General features: G+C 69.6%; 2 protein-coding genes. Both read right to left on the bottom strand.

Annotated elements, in window-relative coordinates:
* Positions 1 to 131: 131 nt before the first annotated feature.
* Positions 132 to 4,904 carry a type I polyketide synthase gene (locus O7627_RS15190; protein WP_278094152.1) on the bottom strand — a complete coding sequence of 1,591 codons (4,773 nt, stop codon included), beginning with the start codon at positions 4,902 to 4,904 and terminating at the stop codon, positions 132 to 134.
* A 26-nt stretch (positions 4,905 to 4,930) separates the two neighbouring features.
* On the bottom strand, positions 4,931 to 16,744 hold the full coding sequence (locus O7627_RS15185) for a type I polyketide synthase (RefSeq protein WP_278094151.1): 11,814 nt from the start codon (positions 16,742 to 16,744) through the stop codon (positions 4,931 to 4,933).
* Positions 16,745 to 16,772 lie beyond the last annotated feature (28 nt).

Genomic DNA, 16,772 nt, shown 5'->3' with positions numbered 1-16,772 from the left:
GCCCTTTCACTGGGATGCCAGGCCGTTCTACCACAAAGCGATTCGAGTCTATGAGCGCGGCACTCATCGCGTCAGCCCCTAGCAAATGGGCGCGCGCCCCTAATCGCCGGCGTGTTGATTTAGGGGGCGGCTCAGCCGTTGTCGATGATGGCGAATATCTCCTCGTCCGATGCCGATTCGATCGCTGGAGCTGCGGAGGCCGCCTCGGGCCGCGCCACTTCCACCGGCTCGGGCGGGGACATCGTCTTGCCGCCGGCCAGCCGCCCCCTGAGGTAGCGGGACAGGGCGAGCGGGGTCGGATGGTCGAAGATGATGGTCGTGGTGAGATGCAGGCCGGTGGCGGTGCTCAGCCGGTTCTTGAGTTCGAGCCCGGCGACGGATTCGAGCCCCGCCTCGCGGAAGGACCGGTCCGGGTCGACGGCTCCGTCGTCGGCGTGGCGGAGCACAGCGGCCACCTCGGCGCGTACCAGTTCGAGAAGCGCCGCCTCCTGGCGCGGCGCAGGTAGCTCCGCGAGCCGTCGAAGCAGCTCCGGTCGTCGGTCGGCGGACTCGTCCGGGTCGTCACCCGGGATCGCCGGCCGCGCCACCTCACTGATCAGCGGCCGCGGCCGGGCTGCAACGTAGACCTCCCCGAACCGGGCCCAGTCCATGTCAGCAACCACGGTAACGGTCTCGTCCCGGTCGATCGTGCGCTGCATTGCGGCGACAGCCTGCCCTGGCTCCATCAGTCGCATTCCGCTGCCGCCCAGCCAGGCGATGCCCTCCTCGTCGTCGAGCATCCCGCCACCTCCCCATGCGCCCCAGGCGATCGACGTGGCGGGCAGGGAACGCGCCCGGCGGTGCTGGGCGAGCGCGTCGAGGTAGGCGTTGGCCGCCGCGTAGGCGGCCTGCCCGGCGCTGCCCCACACCCCGGCAGCGGAGGAGAACAGCAGGAACATTTCGATCGGCCGGTGCTCGATGATCTCATGCAGATGCCGCGCACCGCTCGCCTTGGCCGCCATGACCCTGGCGAGCCGCGGCAGCGGGTCTGTCGCGGTCTCCATCGGCACGCCGTCGTCGAGGACGCCTGCCGTGTGTACGACGGTGGTCAGTGGCTGGTCGGCCGGGATCCGGTCGATCACGGCGGCCAGCGCGTCGCGGTCGGTGACGTCACAGGCGGCGAAGACGACCTCGGCCCCCGTCCCCTCCAGTTCGGCACGCAGTTCATCGGCATTCGCCGCCTCGGGGCCCTGGCGGGACAGCAGGACGAGCCGGGAGACGCCGTTGCCGGCGAGCCAACGTGCCGTGTGCGCCGCCAGGGCGCCGCTGCCGCCGGTGATCAGCGCGGTGCCCGACGGTTCCCATTTCCGGCTCGGGGCGCCGGACACCCGAGGGATACGCACCAGCCTGGGAACCATGACGCCGGCCGAACGGACCGCGAACTGGGTCTCGCCGCCGGGGCTCGCGATCGCAGCGGCGAGCCGGGCGCGGTCGCGGGAGGAGAGCGACTCGGGGATGTCGACGTGGTACAGCGGACGGGCCCGCTCCAGGTCGACGACGCGCAGGAGGCCGGCGAGCGCGCCCTGATGAGGGCTGGTCAGGATGTCGCCCGGCCCGGTGTCGACCGCGCCCGAGGTGACGCACCACACGGGGGCCTCCGCCTCGGCCGCGTGCAAGGCTTGCAGAAGCAGCACCGTAGCGGCGACTCCGGCGGTGAGTTCCGGGTGATCAGGCTGTGGCATCTCGTCGAGCGCCAGCAGCGACACGATTCCGGCCACGTTCCGGATCTGCGCGCCGAGCTGTTCGGCCATCCCCTGGACGTCAGGGACAGTGGTGTTGACGGACAGGACCCGGACGTTCGCGCCGACCTTGCTGAGGGCCGGCTCCAGGTCGGCGGCGGTGGATCCGGTGTGGCCCGCCGGAACCAGGAGGAGCCAGGTGCCCGCGAGTACGGGAGCGTCGCCGATCGTGGCCCTGGTCCAGGAGACCCGGTAGCGCCAGTCGTCGACCATGTTCTGACGGCGTCGCCGGTCCCGCCACGCGCGGAGGGCGGGCAGCATCGAGATCATGGACTCCTTGTCGTCTGTGTCCCGCAACTCCAGACGAACGGCGAGTTCGTCTGGGTCTCCGCGCTCCACGACGCTCCAGAAGTCGGCGTCCTCGGTGTCGTGCGGACCGTCGCTTCCGGGATGCGGGGTGAACCAGTAGCGCTTGTGGTCGAAGGCGTAGGTGGGCAGCTCCGCGGCCGGAGTCTCGTCGCCGTGCACGGCGGTCCAGTCGACGGCCGTGCCGTGGGTCCACGCCTCGGCGACAGAGGTGTGGAAGCGGTGGAGGTCACCCTGGTCGCGATGCAGGGTCGGTACGGTGTAAGCGCGCACACCGCTGGTCTGGATCCGGTCCTCGACAGCCGGGGTCAACACGGGATGCCCGCTGATCTCGACGAACGTCTGGAACCCCTCATCCAGGAGCCCGGAGATGGCCTCGTCGAACCGGACCGGGCTGCGCAGATTCGTGTACCAGTACTCGGCGTCCATCAACCGCCCATCCGCCAACTGAGACCCGGTCACGGTCGACCACAACGGCACCCGACCCCCACCAGGACGCAACCCCACCAACCGATCCAGAATCGACTCCCGAACCTCCTCCACATGCGGCGAATGAGACGCATAATCCACATCAATACGCCGCGCCCGCACACCACGCCCCACACAAAACTCCACCAACCGCCCCACCACATCCGGATCCCCCGCCACCACCGTCGCCAACGGCCCATTCACCGCCGCCACCCACAACCGACCCTCACCCACCTCCTGCAACCAACCCTCAACATCCCCCACCCCCGCACCCACCGACGCCATCGCCCCCCGACCCGCCAACGCCGAAATCGCCGCCGACCGACCCACCACCACCCGCACCGCATCCTCCAACGACAACACCCCCGCCACACACGCCGCCGCGATCTCACCCTGCGAATGACCCACCACCGCCGCCGGCGACACCCCCACCGACTCCCACAACCGCGCCAACCCCACCATCACCGCAAAACACACCGGCTGCACCACATCCACCCGCTCCCATCCCGGAGCACCCACCACCCCACCCAACACATCAACAACCGACCACCCCGCCTCCCGCTCCACCAACCCCGACACCTCACCCACCACCCCCGCGAACACCGCCGACTGCCCAAGCAACTCCCGCCCCATCCCCACCCAATGCCAACCCTGACCCGGAAACACCCACACCACACCACCACCGGCACCAACCGACCCCCGCACCACCTCAGCCATCGGCCGACCCACCGAAAACGCCTCCAGACCGGTCAGCAGCTCCTCCCGACCAGCACCCACCACCGCCAACCGATGCCGCAACCCCGCACGCCCCGCCAAACCCCGCGCCACCCCCACCACATCCACATCCACCCCACCCACCAACCACGACCGCAACCGCTCCACCTGACCCCGCAAACCCCCCACCGACTCACCCGACACCACCCACACCACCGGACCACCCGACACCGACACCGAACCCGCAACCCCCACCCCATCACCCTCCTCCAACACCACATGCGCATTCGTCCCACTCACCCCGAACGACGACACCCCCGCCCGCCGCACCCGACCCTCCACCCGAGGCCACTCCACCGCCTCCGTCAACAACCGCACCCGACCCGCCGACCAATCCACCAACCCCGACGGCCGATCCACATGCAACGTCCGCGGCAACACACCCCCACCCAACGCCAACACCATCTTGATCACACCAGCCACCCCCGCAGCCGCCTGCGCATGACCAATATTCGACTTCACCGACCCCAACCACACCGGCCGCTCACGACCCTGCCCATACGTCGCCAACAACGCCTGCGCCTCAATCGGATCCCCCAACCGCGTCCCCGTCCCATGCGCCTCCACCACATCCACATCACCCGCCACCAAACCCGCACCCGCCAACGCCGCCTGAATCACCCGCTGCTGCGAAGGCCCATTCGGCGCCGTCAAACCAGAACTCGCCCCATCCTGATTAACCGCCGAACCCCGCAACACCGCCAACACCCGACGACCACTCCGCCGCGCATCCGACAACCGCTCCAACAACACCAAACCCACACCCTCAGCAATACCGAAACCATCCGCCGCATCAGAAAACGCCTTGCACCGACCATCCGCCGACAGAGCCCGCTGCCGGGCGAACTCCAACAGGCCCGCGGGGTTGGTGACCACCTGCACGCCGCCGGCCAGGGCCAGCGAGCACTCCCCCTGCCGCAACGCCTGCGCCGCCAGATGCAACGCCACCAACGAGGACGAACACGCGGTGTCGATGGTGACCGTCGGGCCCTCCAGGCCGAAGGTGTAAGCCAGACGGCCGGACAGGACACTGCTGAGGTTGCCGGTCATGGCAAATCCGCTGAGTTCCTCCGGAGTCCGGGCGAGATCCGGTACGTAGCCCGACACCCCGCCGCCGACGAAAACGCCGGTCGCACTGCCCCGCAACGACCGCGGATCACCCACCCCCCGCTCCAACAACTCCCACGACGTCTCCAACAACAACCGCTGCTGCGGATCCATCGCCAACGCCTCACGCGGCGAAATCCCAAACAACTCAGCATCAAATCCCGCCACATCATCCAGAAACCCACCACCCCGCACATACGTCTTCCCCGACCGGTCCGGATCCGGATCATAAAGATCCTCCTCCCACCCCCGATCCGTCGGAAAACCCGAAACCGCATCCCCCTCCGCCAACACCAAATCCCACAAATCCTCCGGACACGACACACCACCCGGATAACGACACGCCATCGCCACGATCGCGACGGGCTCGCGCGCCGCGGCGAGCAGTTCCCGGTTCTGCCGCTTCAGCCTCGCGTTATCCTTGAGTGCGGTACGCAGGGCGGCGACGACATCCTCATTGTGCGTGGTCATTTCGTCCTGCTCCCGGCCTCGTGGGGTCATGATTCCTCGTCCTGCACCAGCTGGAGCAGTTCGGCGACGTCCATGTCGTCGATCGCCTGCTCCTCGGTCTGCTCAACCTTCCCGTTCGCGGGTTCCGGGCCGAGCCCGGCAAGTTCCAGCAGCCGGTCCATGAGACCGGCGTTCCGCAACCTGGGCAACGGAATCGCCGCCAGGGCGCGGCGCACCTCGTCCTCCGGCAGGTCACTCGCGGAGCTCGTGCCGCCGCCGATCTTCGTGGCGAGTTGCTGCCTGAGGTTTTCGGCGAGTCGGTGCGGAGTGGGGTGGTCGAAGATGGTGGTAGGTGCCAGCTGGAGGCCCACCGCCGTGGAGAGACGATTGCGGAGTTCGACGGCGGTCAGGGAGTCCACGCCCATGTCGGTGAACCCGCGGTGGGGTCCGATGTCCTGAGGGCTGGTCGCCAGCACGGTGGCAGCCTGCGAACGGACGAGTTGCAGCAGTGTGCGGTGCCGCTCGTCGTCGCCCTGCGACGTCAGAGCACGGATGAGTGACGACTCACTGGGTACGTCGGCAACGGTGCGGCGCCGGAACCCGATCAGCTGGGTCCAGATGGGCATCGGCGGAAGCGCCTGGGTGTCGAGCCCGCTCGCCAGCACCAGCGAATCGGGCGTGGCGACAGCGGTGTCCAGCAGACGCAGGGCGTCCGACGTCGCCAAAGGCAGGAGGCCGCCGCGGTTGCGCTGACTCTCACGCAGGTGACCGGTCATGCCGCTCGCTTCGGCCCACAGGCCCCAGGCGATGCTGGTTGCGGGCCCGGCGGTGGACCGGCGGTACGCCGCCAGGGCGTCCAGGAAGGTGTTTGCCGCCGCGTAGTTGGCCTGACCGGGTCCGCCCAGCAGGCCGCTGGCCGAGGAGAACAACACGAAGGCGCCGAGTTCCAGCTCGCGGGTCAGGTCGTACAGGTGGGCGGCACTGTCCACCTTGGTGTGCAGCACCCGGTGCAGTTGGTCCGGGGTGAGCGTGGTCAACGTGGCATCGTCGAGGGCTCCCGTCGCGTGCACGACGGCGGTGAGCCGATGCTCGTCGGGGATTCCGGCGAGCGCGGCGGCCAACGCGGCGCGGTCGGCGACGTCGCAGGCCTCGATGGTGACGCGGGCACCCAGCTGCTCAAGGTCGACCCGCAACTCTTCGGCGCCTGCCGCTTCCGGCCCGGACCGGGAGAGCAGGAGCAGGTGCTTCAGCCCGTGGGCCGACGTCAGGTGCCGGGCCACCTGCCCGCCGAGGGTGCCCGTGCCACCGGTGATGAGCACCGTGCCCTCGGTGTCCACCGGGGGCGGAATGCGCAGCACGTTCTTGCCGATGTGGCGGGCCTGGCTCATGTGCCGCAGCGCCTGGCCGATGTCGGCCAAGTCCCAGTCCGTACGCGGCGGCGGCCGCAGTCGCCCGTCGGCGAACAGGTCCATCAGTTCGGCGAAGATCTGCTCCACACGCTCTGCCGTCGCTTCGCCGACGTCGAATGCCCGGTATCGCACACCCGGATGCGCGGCAGCCACCTTTCCGGCGTCGCGTACGTCGGTCTTGCCCATCTCCAGGTACCGGCCGCCGCGCGGCAACAGCCCGAGGGTCGCGTCGACGATGTCGCCAGCGAGTGAGCCGAGCGTCACGTCCATACCCGCGCCCTCCGTCACGGCCAGGAACTTCGTGGCGAAGTCGGTGGAGCGTGAGGAGGCGACGTGCGAGGCGTCGATGCCCCAGTCGCGGAGCACCTGCTGCTTGGCCGGTGAAGCGGTCGCGAAGACCTCCGCTCCCAGTAGGCGGGCCAGTTGGACAGCGGCCAGGCCGACGCCACCGGTGGCGGCGTGGATCAGCACCCGGTCTCCCGGCGCTACTTCCGCGAGGTCGACCAGCGCGTAATAGGCCGTCAGGAACACCGCGGGCACCGTAGCGGCCTCTTCGAACGACCAGTCGTCGGGGATTCGGACGAGCTGCCGGTGATCGGCGACCGCGGTGGGTCCGAAGGCACCCATGATCGAGCCGGCCACGCGGTCGCCGGACCGCAGCCCGGTCACCCCGGCGCCGACCTCCAGGACGACGCCGGCGCCCTCCGTACCGAAGCCGTCGTTGTCAATCATGCCGAGCGCCACCACGACGTCGTGGAAGTTGAGCCCGGCGGCCCGCACCCGCACCCGCACCTGGCCCGGTTCGAGGGCGTCGAGCGCCTCGGGGCAGGCGACGACTCCGATGTCGTCCAACGACCCGTTGCCGAGCGGGTTCATCCGCCATGCGGCGCCCCCGCTCCAGCCGCCCAGGCGCTGCGGGGTGCCACGTTTGGCGTCGGCACGGCGCAGTCGTGCCGCAAGCAGCTGGCTGTCCCGGACCACCAGCTGTGGTTCGACGCCCGCGGTGGCCAGCAGGGTCGGCCAGTCATGGTCCGACGGTCTGTCGCCGGTGGCGGGATCGAGGTCGAGCAGGGTGAACCGACCCGGGTTTTCCGACTGGGCGCTACGGACCATCCCCCACAGCACCGACGCCGGCAGGTCCGTGACGGGGCCCGCCGTCGCCGCGCCCCGGGTCGTCACGATGAGTCGGGTGCCGGCGAGCCGTTCGTCCGCGAGCCATCCCTGAAGGGTGAGCAGCAGATCCTCGGCCATCCGGTGGGCGGCTGCGGCCGGGTCCGGCGCCGCGTCGTCCGGAGTACGGCACAGCAGCATCGCCACCGACGGCGGTTCCTCGGGTCGGTCCAGCGCGGCGCGGAACTCCGCGACGTCGGCATAGCGGCGAGCGTCGACGCCGGCCGACGTCAGCGCGTCGGCGAGGACGGCACCGCTGGACCCGATCACGGCGGTCCCAGCCCGCCCGCGCTCCGGCTCAGCGGCCGGCGCGGGCACCCATTCCAGGCGGTAGAGGCCCTCGAGATCACTGCTTCCGGGGGGTGCGATCAGGGCGGCCAGGCTGTCCGGGGTGAGTTCGCGCATGACGAGTGCGTCGATCGCCGCCACGGGCTCACCTGCGGCATCGGCCACCAGGACACTGACCGCGTCGGAACCGGTCCAGCCGATACGGACCCGCAGCCGGCTAGCACCGGTCGCGTAAACGGACACCCCTCGCCACACGAACGGCAGCCAGATCCCGTCGGTGGAGAAGAAGTCCCCCAGACCGATGGCGTGCGCGGCGGCGTCCAGCAGCGCCGGATGCAGGGTGAAGCGCTGGGCGCCTTCCTTCACCGGCTCGGGCAGCTCAACCTCGGCGAAGACCTCACCGCCACGTCGCCAGGCCGCCACGAGACCACGGAAGGCAGGACCGTACTCGTAGCCACGCGCCGCCAGTTCCTCGTACCGTCCCTCGAGTGGCACGGACCGGCCGCCGGTCGGGGGCCAGGCGGTCAGTCCGACCTCCTGGGCGGGACCACCGGAGGCAACGACCGCCTCGGCATGCCGGGTCCAGCCACTCGTGGCGTCCTGCGGGCGGGCGTGGACCACGATCGTACGGCGACCCACCTCGTCCGGAGCTCCGGCCCGGACCTGGATCTCCACGCCGCCGCGGTCGGGCACCACCAGCGGGGCGTGCACCAGCAGTTCCTCGACGCGACGGCAGCCCACCTCGTCGCTGAGCCGTGTCACAAGTTCGAGAAACGCCGTTCCCGGCAGCAGTACCCGGCCGCCCACCCGGTGGTCCGCAAGCCACCCGTGCGAGGCGAGGGACAACCGGCCGGTCAGCACGCGGCCATCATCGTCGCCGAGTTCGATCGACGCCCCCAGAAATCCGTGTTCCACCGACTCCAGACCGACACTGGACAGGTCGCCGCCGTCCGACTCAGAGCTGAGCCAGTAGCGCTTGTGGTCGAAGGCGTAGGTGGGCAGCGAAACCGGAGTGGCGGGTTCCTGGTCGTGCAGTTGGAGCCAGTCGACGGCCGTGCCGTGGGTCCACGCCTCGGCGACAGAGGTGTGGAAGCGGTGGAGGTCACCCTGGTCGCGATGCAGGGTCGGTACGGTGTAAGCGCGCACACCGCTGGTCTGGATCCGGTCCTCGACAGCCGGGGTCAACACGGGATGCCCGCTGATCTCGACGAACGTCTGGAACCCCTCATCCAGGAGCCCGGAGATGGCCTCGTCGAACCGGACCGGGCTGCGCAGATTCGTGTACCAGTACTCGGCGTCCATCAACCGCCCATCCGCCAACTGAGACCCGGTCACGGTCGACCACAACGGCACCCGACCCCCACCAGGACGCAACCCCACCAACCGATCCAGAATCGACTCCCGAACCTCCTCCACATGCGGCGAATGAGACGCATAATCCACATCAATACGCCGCGCCCGCACACCACGCCCCACACAAAACTCCACCAACCGCCCCACCACATCCGGATCCCCCGCCACCACCGTCGCCAACGGCCCATTCACCGCCGCCACCCACAACCGACCCTCACCCACCTCCTGCAACCAACCCTCAACATCCCCCACCCCCGCACCCACCGACGCCATCGCCCCCCGACCCGCCAACGCCGAAATCGCCGCCGACCGACCCACCACCACCCGCACCGCATCCTCCAACGACAACACCCCCGCCACACACGCCGCCGCGATCTCACCCTGCGAATGACCCACCACCGCCGCCGGCGACACCCCCACCGACTCCCACAACCGCGCCAACCCCACCATCACCGCAAAACACACCGGCTGCACCACATCCACCCGCTCCCATCCCGGAGCACCCACCACCCCACCCAACACATCAACAACCGACCACCCCGCCTCCCGCTCCACCAACCCCGACACCTCACCCACCACCCCCGCGAACACCGCCGACTGCCCAAGCAACTCCCGCCCCATCCCCACCCAATGCCAACCCTGACCCGGAAACACCCACACCACACCACCACCGGAGTCCACGACGCCGCTCACCACGTTCGGCGGTGTAGCGGTCGTGGTGTCGGATGCGAGGAACGAGGTCAGCCCCGCCAGTAGGTCGGCGTGCTCGGATGCCGTTGCCACCATCCGGTGACGCAGGGTCGCGCGGTGGCTCAACGCGCGCGCCACTGCGACCGTATGCTCCATCGACGACGGGCCATCAGCCACGGAACCCAGCAGACGCTCGACCTGCCGCCGCAGTCCGTGCTCCGTCGCGGCGGAAACCACCCAGGACACCGCACGTCCGGTCTCCGGTCTGTCCGCCGGGACGACCTCAGCCGGCTCCGTCTCGGCCGGGACGATGTCCGCAGGCTCCTCGATGATGACGTGTGCGTTGGTCCCACTCACCCCGAACGACGACACCCCCGCCCGCCGCACCCGACCCTCCACCCGAGGCCACTCCACCGCCTCCGTCAACAACCGCACCCGACCCGCCGACCAATCCACCAACCCCGACGGCCGATCCACATGCAACGTCCGCGGCAACACACCCCCACCCAACGCCAGCACCATCTTGATCACACCAGCCACCCCCGCAGCCGCCTGCGCATGACCAATATTCGACTTCACCGACCCCAACCACACCGGCCGCTCACGACCCTGCCCATACGTCGCCAACAACGCCTGCGCCTCAATCGGATCCCCCAACCGCGTCCCCGTCCCATGCGCCTCCACCACATCCACATCACCCGCCACCAAACCCGCACCCGCCAACGCCGCCTGAATCACCCGCTGCTGCGAAGGCCCATTCGGCGCCGTCAAACCAGAACTCGCCCCATCCTGATTAACCGCCGAACCCCGCAACACCGCCAACACCCGACGACCACTCCGCCGCGCATCCGACAACCGCTCCAACAACACCAAACCCACACCCTCAGCAATACCGAAACCATCCGCCGCATCAGAAAACGCCTTGCACCGACCATCCGCCGACAGAGCCCGCTGCCGGGCGAAGGCGAGGAAGGGGGCGGGTTTGGAGATGGTGTACACGCCGCCGGCCAGGGCCAGCGAGCACTCCCCCTGCCGCAACGCCTGCGCCGCCAGATGCAACGCCACCAACGAGGACGAACACGCGGTGTCCACACTCACCGCCGGACCCTCCAGACCGAAGGTGTAGGAAACCCGGCCCGATATGACGCTCAGTCCGTTACCGATGTAGGCGTGGCCCTCGGCCTGGGTGCCGGAGCGACCGAGGTCGACGTACTGCGAGGGGAGGGATCCGACGAAAACGCCGGTCGCACTGCCCCGCAACGACCGCGGATCACCCACCCCCCGCTCCAACAACTCCCACGACGTCTCCAACAACAACCGCTGCTGCGGATCCATCGCCAACGCCTCACGCGGCGAAATCCCAAACAACTCAGCATCAAACCCCGCCACATCATCCAGAAACCCACCACCCCGCACATACGTCTTCCCCGACCGGTCCGGATCCGGATCATAAAGATCCTCCTCCCACCCCCGATCCGTCGGAAAACCCGAAACCGCATCCCCCTCCGCCAACACCAAATCCCACAACTCCTCCGGACACGACACACCACCCGGATAACGACACGCCATCGCCACGATCGCGACGGGATCGTCGTCGGTTGCCGAAACGACCGGCCCGGCCGGGGCATTGACGACTGCCCGACCGGAGAATTCGGCAGCCAGGTGCCGGGCGAGCTCGCTAGGCGTCGGATAGTCGAAGATGATCGTCGAGGGAAGCCTTAGTCCGGTCGCGGCGGCGAGACGGTTGCGCAGTTGGACGCCGGTCAGCGAGGTCAGACCCAGATCGACGAGCCCTCGTTCCAGATCGACGACCTCGGAGTTGCGGTGGCCGAGCACGGCGGCGACGTGCTCGCGCACGAGGTTGGTCACTGCCTGGAACCGCTCGCCGGCTGTCAGGCCCGTCAGGCGCCGTGCGAGGTCGGAACCGGGATCGGCCCCGGTGGCGGTCCGGCGTGTCGCCGACACCGGGACGAGCTTCCACCACATCGACGGCAGCGCCTCTCCGGACGCGGCGCGCGAGTGCAGGGCGGGCAGGTCGACCTGGACGTTGAGCACGGCGGGCAGGTCGGCTCCGCAGATGGCGTCGACCAGTTGGTCGCCGTCCTCTCGGCCGGAGCCCCAGGCGAGAGAGACGGCGGGGCTGCCCTGGCCCCGGCGACGATGCGCCAGAGCGTCGAGGACGCCGGCGGTCGCTGAACGGCGCGCCGACTCGCTCCCGCCACCGCCCAGCAGGTCCGGTGCGCGGGAGACGGTGACGAAGGCCGCCAGGCTGTGCTGGGCGGTGAGTTCGTGCAGGTTGGCGGCGGCCGCCAGGTGGTACCGCGCCGCGGCGGCGGCGTCGCTGCCGCTCGTACCCCCGGCCAGGGCCGGATCCAGGTGCACGATGGCGGTCAGCCGGCCCTGGGTCGCGACACGAGCGAGCGCATCGGTGAGAGCTGCCCGGTCGACGGCGTCGCAGGCGAAGACGGCGAGTTCGGTGTCAAGATCCATCAAGGCCGCGCGGAGTGCGGCCACGTCCGCCGCTTCCGGTCCCCGTGGGCTGAGGATCGTCACGCGTCGGGTGCCGTGTGCCTGGGCGAGCCGCCGGGCCACCATTACCGCGGCCGCGCCGCCACCGTCATTGATCAGAACGCTGTCCCAGGTGCCGGGGGCGCTGTCGTCCCGCCCGCCAGGAGACGCCGGCGCCTGCTCGAGACGGGCAACGAGCAGCTCCCCGGTACGCACCGCGAGCTGTGACTCGCCCATCGCAGCGACGGCCAGCGTCGCCTGCAGGTCCACGGCGGCGCTGACCGGATCGGCTGCCGGGTCGAGGTCCAGCAGCACGATCCGCCCCGGACGCTCCTGTTGGAGTGCCCGGACCGCGCCCCACACCCCGGCGCCCGGCAGGCTGACGCCGGCACTTCCGGCGGGTTCGGTGCCGGTTACCACCGCGCCACAGGTGACCAAGACCAGGGTGGAGGAGGCAAGGCGTTCATCGGCGAGCCACTGCCGAACCATCGTCAGCACGTGGTCCACGCGCTCATCCGCCGCCGTGAACGGATCGCCCTGGTCCACGCGGTACGGGGCGAGAGCGAAGCCGGGAGCCGACGCGCCGCCGTCGAGGGCGGCGGTGAGCGCCGACAGGTCCTCGTACCTCCGGTTGGCGGCCACATCCGGCTCGACGGTCAGGGGGTCGGGGCCGAGCAGCACGAGGTCCGGGATGTCCCCGGCGGGCGGGTGCCACGCGTCGCTGGTCCCAGGTGCGGGCATCCAGGCCAGGTGGAACAGGTTCCCGGCGCCACGGACGGCCAACTGCTCCTGGCTCACCGGGCGGAAGAGGATCGATCCGACGGCCGCGACCGGTTCTCCGGCGGCGTCGGCCACCAGCACCTCGACGGTGTCCCGACCGGTGACCTGGACGTGCACGCGGGCGTGCGTCACCCCGGTGGCGAACAGCGAGACGTTGCTCCAGGTGTACGGCAGCCAGATACCCTCGCCGGCGAAGACCTCGGCCACCGCCATCACCTGGACGGCGGCGTCCAGCAGTGCCGGATGAATGCCGTAGCGGGAGGTGTCCTCTTGCGCCGTCTGCGGTAGTTCGATGTCGGCGTAGACATCGCTGCCGCGTCGCCAGACCGCGGTCACGCCCTGGAAGGTGGGCCCGTAGTGGTGCCCGCGCTCGGCCAGATCCGCATACCAGCCCTCAAGCGACACCGGTTGCACGCCGGTCGGCGGCCACGTCCGGGCCCATCCGTCGGGCGGCGCGGGCGCGGGCGACCGGGTGATCGTGGCCTGGGCGTGGCGGGTCCAACTCGTCGCATGGCGGGTGCGGGCGTAGACGGTGACGCCGCGGCGTTCCTCCGTGTCCGGGCCGTCGACAACGATCTGGATGTCGGCTGGGTCGCGGTCACGGACGGCCAGCGGGGCCTGGACGATCAGCTCCTCGATCTGGCTGTATCCGACCTCGTCAGCGGCACGTGTCACCAGTTCCACGTAGGCGGTGCCGGGCAGGATGACGGTGCCGGCGACACGATGGTCGCTGAGCCACTCCTGGGCATCCAGGGAAAGGCGGCCGGTGAGCAGCGTGGGGGCGCCGCCAGCGAGGTGCAGCGACGCGGTGAGCAGTCCGTGGGACAGCGCGATCGCCCCGCTGGACGGCTGGTGGCGGTCGCGGCCGGGTTCGCGCAGCCAGTAGGCGCGGTGGTCGAAGGCGTAGGTGGGCAGATCGGCGGGGACACCGGGCGGAAGGATCTGCTGCCATTCCACCGGAACGCCCTGCGCCCACAGCAGACCGGCGGTGGTCAGGGCGGAGGACACCTCGGGGCGGTCCTTTTGCAGGATGCCGACCTGCAGTACGTCGCGCCCATCGTCGTCGTGCCGGGGCTCGGCCACGTCGAGGCACTCGGCCACGGCCGGCGTCAGCGGGCTGGTCGGACCCACCTCGAGGAACGTGTTGATGCCCACGTCCACCAGGTGACGGACCCCGGCCAGGAACTGCACGGGCCGACGGATGTGTCGGACCCAGTATTCGGGTGAGGACGCCTCATCAACGGAGAGTGGTTCCCCGGTCACGTTGGAGATGATCGGAATACGCGGTGGGTGGAAGGTGACATCCGCCGCGACGGCCCGGAACTCGTCAAGCATCGGATCCATGAGCGGGGAATGGAAGGCGTGTGAGACCTTGAGCCACCTGACCGAGCGCCTCTCCGCCGTCCAGTGCTCGGCCAGCGCGGCGACGGCATCCCGCTGCCCGGAGATCACCGTGGAGGCCGGGCCGTTCACCGCGGCTATGTCGACGAGCCCTTCGTACGGCCCCAGCGATGACGCGATCTCCTCCCGTGAGGCGCGCACCGACACCATTGCTCCGCCCGGGGGCAACGCCTGCATCAGCCGTCCCCGTGCGGCCACCAGCCGGCAGGCGTCCGGCAGGCTGAGCACTCCGGACAGGTGGGCGGCCGCAAGCTCGCCGACCGAGTGACCCAGCAGGGCCTCCGGGACGACTCCCCAGGACTGCATCAACTCACTCAGCGCCACCTCGAACGCGAACAACGCCGGCTGCGCGTAGCCGGTCCGGTCCAGCGTGCGCTCCGGGGTTCCGCCGTCCTCCGGTCCGGCGGCTTCGTCGTCCGACGCGAACATCAGCTCGCGTAGCGACCGGCCCACCTCCCGGTCCAGGTGCTCGCACACGGCGTCGAGGGCCTGCGCGAACACCGGGAAGGTCGCGTAAAGTTCCCGCCCCATCCCCGGACGCTGCGCTCCCTGGCCGGAGAGCAGGAACGCGACCTTCGACCGCGGCCGTACGTTCCCCACCGCCGCGCCCGACCACTCGTCACCTGTGGTCACGCCGGTCGCGTACCGCTGCAGACCGGTCAGCAGCTCCTCCCGACCAGCACCCACCACCGCCAACCGATGCCGCAACCCCGCACGCCCCGCCAAACCCCGCGCCACCCCCACCACATCCACATCCACCCCACCCACCAACCACGACCGCAACCGCTCCACCTGACCCCGCAAACCCCCCACCGACTCACCCGACACCACCCACACCACCGGACCACCCGACACCGACACCGAACCCGCAACCCCCACCCCATCACCCTCCTCCAACACCACATGCGCATTCGTCCCACTCACCCCGAACGACGACACCCCCGCCCGCCGCACCCGACCCTCCACCCGAGGCCACTCCACCGCCTCCGTCAACAACCGCACCCGACCCGCCGACCAATCCACCAACCCCGACGGCCGATCCACATGCAACGTCCGCGGCAACACACCCCCACCCAACGCCAACACCATCTTGATCACACCAGCCACCCCCGCAGCCGCCTGCGCATGACCAATATTCGACTTCACCGACCCCAACCACACCGGCCGCTCACGACCCTGCCCATACGTCGCCAACAACGCCTGCGCCTCAATCGGATCCCCCAACCGCGTCCCCGTCCCATGCGCCTCCACCACATCCACATCACCCGCCACCAAACCCGCACCCGCCAACGCCGCCTGAATCACCCGCTGCTGCGAAGGCCCATTCGGCGCCGTCAAACCAGAACTCGCCCCATCCTGATTAACCGCCGAACCCCGCAACACCGCCAACACCCGACGACCACTCCGCCGCGCATCCGACAACCGCTCCAACAACACCAAACCCACACCCTCAGCCCAGCCGGTGCCGTCAGCCGAGTCAGCGAAGGCCTTGCACCGGCCATCCGGCGCCAACCCCCGTTGGCGGGCGAACTCCACCAGGCCGGAGGGGTCCGCCATCACCGTCACGCCGCCGGCCAGGGCCAGCGAGCACTCCCCCTGCCGCAACGCCTGCGCCGCCAGATGCAACGCCACCAACGAGGACGAACACGCGGTGTCCACACTCACCGCCGGACCCTCCAGACCGAAGGTGTAGGAAACCCGTCCGCTCAGCACACTGGCCTGGTTGCCGGTGAGGGCGTACCCCTCGACCTCCTCGGGTGCCCTGGCCTTGTCGGGCAGGTATCCGGAGTCGGACGATCCGACGAAGACGCCGGTCGCACTGCCCCGCAACGACCGCGGATCACCCACCCCCCGCTCCAACAACTCCCACGACGTCTCCAACAACAACCGCTGCTGCGGATCCATCGCCAACGCCTCACGCGGCGAAATCCCAAACAACTCAGCATCAAACCCCGCCACATCATCCAGAAACCCACCACCCCGGGCGTACGTCTTCCCCGACCGGTCCGGATCCGGGTCGTAGAGATCGTCGTCCCAGCCCCGGTCGGTGGGCAGGGAATCGCTGATGGCGTCGCCCCCGGTGACCAGGAGTTCCCACAGGTCCTCCGGCGACCTGACGTCGCCGGGATAGCGGCATGCCATCGCCACGATCGCGACCGGCTCCTGCCGGCCCGACTCGACGTCGCGCAGGCGCTGACGCGTCCGGTGAAGGTCCGCGGTCACCCGCTTCAGGTAATCGAGGATTTTCTTGTCGTCCGCCATCGAAAGCCTCCGCCATCTGCAACCGTGT

Source organism: Solwaraspora sp. WMMD1047, assembly GCF_029626155.1.
In the GTDB taxonomy this organism is placed as follows: Bacteria; Actinomycetota; Actinomycetes; order Mycobacteriales; family Micromonosporaceae; genus WMMD1047.
This window is presented reverse-complemented; position numbering and strand designations above follow the sequence as displayed.

Bases quoted from the DNA above. Each gene is read 5' to 3' on its own strand.
- O7627_RS15190 (WP_278094152.1), bottom strand. From the start codon at position 4,904: ATGACCACGCACAATGAGGATGTCGTCGCCGCCCTGCGTACCGCACTC.
- O7627_RS15185 (WP_278094151.1), bottom strand. From the start codon at position 16,744: ATGGCGGACGACAAGAAAATCCTCGATTACCTGAAGCGGGTGACCGCG.